Annotated in this window: 3 protein-coding genes; all 3 read left to right on the forward strand. The window is 26.8% G+C overall.

Annotation, left to right across the window (positions count from 1 at the left end; translation table 11 throughout):
• Positions 1-2321 (forward strand): S8 family peptidase (locus tag VN21_RS17995; protein WP_152650836.1); only part of this gene is annotated, 2321 nt, incomplete at its 5' end.
• A gap of 15 nt (positions 2322-2336) precedes the next feature.
• On the forward strand, positions 2337-4022 hold the full coding sequence (gene cspC, locus VN21_RS15405) for a bile acid germinant receptor pseudoprotease CspC (RefSeq protein WP_046824033.1): 1686 nt from the start codon (positions 2337-2339) through the stop codon (positions 4020-4022).
• Between the two features lie 98 nt (positions 4023-4120).
• Positions 4121-4585 (forward strand): hypothetical protein (locus VN21_RS15410; RefSeq protein ID WP_046824034.1); only part of this gene is annotated, 465 nt, incomplete at its 3' end.

The raw sequence follows: 4585 nt of genomic DNA on the forward strand, positions 1-4585 counted from the left end.
TGGAGTACGTAAATTTAAAGGACTTTAATGTTAATATTATATATAATGAACATAATAGATTTAAGCAAAACTTGAAAAATATATTTATAGAAGTGAATATTGAAGAAAACATAAGAGAGCTTGAAAAAAGTAATATTGAAAATTTCATAGATAGTATTTTCAATATTACTAAAAAATTTAATATAGATGCAATTATATCCATTAAACAACTAAAGAATATAAAAACACTAGAAGATTCAAAAGATATTCAGAAGCACTATAAAAGCAATTTATATATTAGGTTAGAACAAAGTAAAGAATTAAAATTAAATGTACATAAATATCAAAAATCAATAAATATAAAACTGTTTTTAGAAAATAATCAAAATTTAAACCTAAATCTAGATATTACAAATCCCTATAATTTTATATTTCAAGATATAGATATAAATTGTAAAGAAAAGAAATTTCAAATTAAAAATAATAAATTAAAGGTTTGTGCAAAAGGAAAAAATGAAATAAATATAAGTTTAAACTCAGAAATGTTTATAGAAAATGGTATTTGGAAATTAAAATTTAATGAGCGCAATAAAATTAAATGTATAGAAACTTCACTTAGATCAAATGAAAAAATAGAAAATAATTTAGAAAATAGAGATTTTCAAAAAGCCAACATAGATTTCAATGAATTTGAGCCCATATTCATTATATACTATTACACAAAGTATGAAGAACAGTTAAAAAAATTAGAAAATATATTTAAGTTTTATAAACTATCAGATGGAATGGGTATTGTATTTATACAAAAAGATAGACTGATTGACTTAGGAAAATTATATTCTTTTAAATACATATATAAAATGCAGAGATATACAAAAATGGTTCAACTAACAAATTTGTCTAAAGGAATAGAAAATGGATATACAGCTAATGAAGAGATAGGAGTTAACTACTTTAAAACAAATCCAAATATAAACTTAGATGGCAAAGGAGTTATAATAAGCATTGTGAATTCTGGAATAGACTATTTACATCCAGATTTTATATACCCTGATGGTACTTCTAAAATTTTATATCTATGGGATCAAACTAAGGAAGGAAATCCTCCAGAAGGATTTAATATAGGAACTGAATATAAAAGAGAGGATATAAATAAGGCAATAGCTGAAAAAAATCCTAATCTATCTACAGATGAAGAGGGTATAGGGACTGCGTTAGGAGGAATATGTGCAGGATTAGGTAGTATAAATAAGTCTTATGCAGGAGTTGCAGAAGGAGCTGATTTAATAGTTGTAAAGCTACAAAAAATAGATGGATTTTATAATAATGGGACTTTTTTAAGTGGTATAGATTATAGTTATAGAAAAGCGAAAAAATTAGATATGCCAATAATTCAGAATATAACTTTTGGAAGTAATAGTTTAGTTTCTCCAGGTATTGGGTTTATGGACAATGATTTATTTTATGAATATAGAGTATGTGAAGTTGCAGGAGGAGGTAATGAAGGAAATGGAAAGACTCATACTATGGGAAAAATAAACTTTGTTGGGGAAGTTAAAGATATAGAGATTGAAATAGCAGAGTATGAAAAAGATATAGAAATTGATTTATGGGTAGATAAACCTGATAAACTAAATATTTTAATTATATCTCCATCAGGAGAAGAAAGCAAAACATCACTTGTATCTAATCTTAATGTTTTAGAAGGATTATTTGATTTCGAAAATACATATTATTCTATATGGTCAACCTATCCACTTTATTACTCGGGGCAACAAATGACAATTATAAATTTAAAAGGTGTAAGCAAGGGAATATGGAAAATAAGGTTAATAGGATCATCTATAACAAATGGAGTATATCATGTTTATTTGCAAAACAACTCGCTGTTAAAACCTGGAACTAAATTTAGAGAAGGAAATCCAAATTACACACTAACATATCCTTCTATATATAAAGACTCAGTTACAGTAGGAACTTATAACAGTTTAAATTCTAGTATATGGACAGAGTCTTCAAGAGGCCCTGTAATTGGAAATGTAGGTAGGATTGAAAGCCCAGATATAGTAGCGCCAGGTGTAAATATAATTGCACCATATAAAAAGGATAAATACGCATTAGTAAGCGGAAGCGGTGTTGCAGCATCATATACAGCAGGATCGATTGCTTTAATAATGCAATATGTACTTTTTAAAGAAAACTACAAAGATAAATCTGTAGTTCAAAAAATAAAGACATATTTAAGTGCAGGTGCTAAAAGAGATAATAAAATAAGTTATCCAGATCTAAGCTATGGGTATGGAGTTTTAAATATAAAAAATACTTTTGACCAAATTAAATAGTTAAGGGGTGATTATTTGGGGAAATCATATGTTGCCATATATAATGGAAATGAAGAGGAGTTGAAAACTCAATTAAGTCAAAAAAACCTAAATAACTATATTATTTTAAATAAAAAAGCTGTTGCTATATATGTCAGTGACCATTTTGATGAAGAAATTTTCTTTAAAATTGGATGTATATATGACTGGGGAGTTTCAACTCATATGAGTTCACTTATAGAAATAAATTCCAATGTTGATAATGGGAAACCAGCTAGATCTATTTCAGGAGTAGATTACATTGAAAAAAATCCATATATAAATCCAACTGGAAAAGATACCGTTATTGCAATTATAGACTCGGGCATAGATTATATGCACCATGATTTTATAAGAAAAGATGGAACCTCAAAAATAATATCTATTTGGGATCAAAGTTCTAATAAAGGGAAACCGCCTGAAGGACTAAATTTTGGAAGTGAGTTTACAAACGAAAAGATAAATGAGTATATTGCTAAAAAAGACCCAAGTTTAACTGAAGATAGTATTGGAACAGGAACACTAGCAGCTGGGATTGCGGTTGGGTTAGGAAATGAAAATTCAGAATATAAAGGGATTGCAATAGATAGTGACTTAATAGTAGTTAAGCTAAGAGAAGAAATAGGTGTATATAAAGAAGGAAGGATAAGTTATGCACTTAGCGATTTTTTAGCAGGTATTAAATATGTAACTGAGAGTTTGAACAAACATCAAAAAAGTATGGTTATAAATTTAACAGTAGCATGTAAAAGTGAAGGTGTTGTTGAAACTACACTATTAGAATCATTTGAAAACTTAACTATTCCTGGAGTAATTATTGTGTGCGGATTAGGCAATGAAGGAAATACTGATACTCATTACAAGGGAAATATTAAAAATATTAATGATGTTGTAGATATATTAATACAAGTTGGAGAGCAAAAAAACTTAGATATTATAGTACCTTGTGTTGGACCGGATAAAATAAATGCATCTTTAATATCTCCATCAGGAGAATTAAGCTACGATATAAAATATTCGCCAGATAGATTTATATATAAAGGTAGATTTAATATAGAAAAAACTAATTATGATATGAGATTCTTATACCCATGGCTTAAATCAGGGACAGAAGAAATTGTAATTAATTTAAAGGATATAAAACCTGGAATCTGGACTTTAAGATTAACACCAGAATTTTTAATATCTGGAGACTATGATGTGTTTTTGCCAAATAAAAATTTATTAGATAAAGATACAAGATTCATAAATTCAAATTCGTTTTCAACAACAACTTGGTTTGCAGCTACTGAAAATGTATTATCTGTAGGAGCATTTAATAATAATACTGATAGTATATGGATTCAGTCATCAAGAGGAACATTAAATCAAAACCCTTTAAAACCAGATATAGTAGCTCCAGGTGTAGATATAATAGGACCTTATAAAAATAATAAATACATAGCTGGAACTGGGACAGGAGTAAGTAGTTCTATTATAAGTGGAGTTGCATCTGTTTTAATGGAGTATATAAGTTCTCAAAGCGATCTTGGAAGGAATTTATTATTTACAGAAGTAATAAAAACTTACTTAATGATAGGTGCAGATAGGCAGGATATATATAGTTACCCAAATGTTAATTTAGGATATGGAGTTTTAAATTTTAAAAAGACTATGGAAAGTATAGCTGAGAATTTAAGATAAATAAAGTGTTTGAATATTAAAAATAATATTCAAACACTTTATTTTTTTGAAAATAAGGGTATTATATAAATAATTAATATTAAAGGGGAGCAATTAGAATGAAAAATAAAAAACAAAAAATTTTTTTAGGTATAATAATTTTTTTTATTTTATCTGCAACTATAATATTTTCTATTAAAAAATTAGACACACAGCAAAATCAACAAGTTAAAAAAATAGAAAATAATAAAGATGCAGTTGAAAATTCAAAAGAAAAAAATTTAACTTTCTTTAGAGATATAGCTGGAGTTAAAGCGACAAATATAGAATTAATAGATAATCCAGTAGGTGTAAAAGGTGAATTTTTAGTTCCTGAAAAGTCTATTTTAAATGGGATAAACTATTTTTTAAAACAGACTAAAAATGATAAAATAAGCAATGTAAATATAGATATAGAAGAGAGCGGAATAATTGCAAAGGTTGATTATAAAGTAAATAAAAGTGTAACAACTCCAATTGAAGTTAAGTTTTTGCCAACTGTAGATAAGAATAATAATTTAATTTTAAATATTAAAGAAGTTAAA

The organism is Paraclostridium benzoelyticum, assembly GCF_001006285.1.
Lineage (GTDB): Bacteria > Bacillota > Clostridia > Peptostreptococcales > Peptostreptococcaceae > Paraclostridium > Paraclostridium benzoelyticum.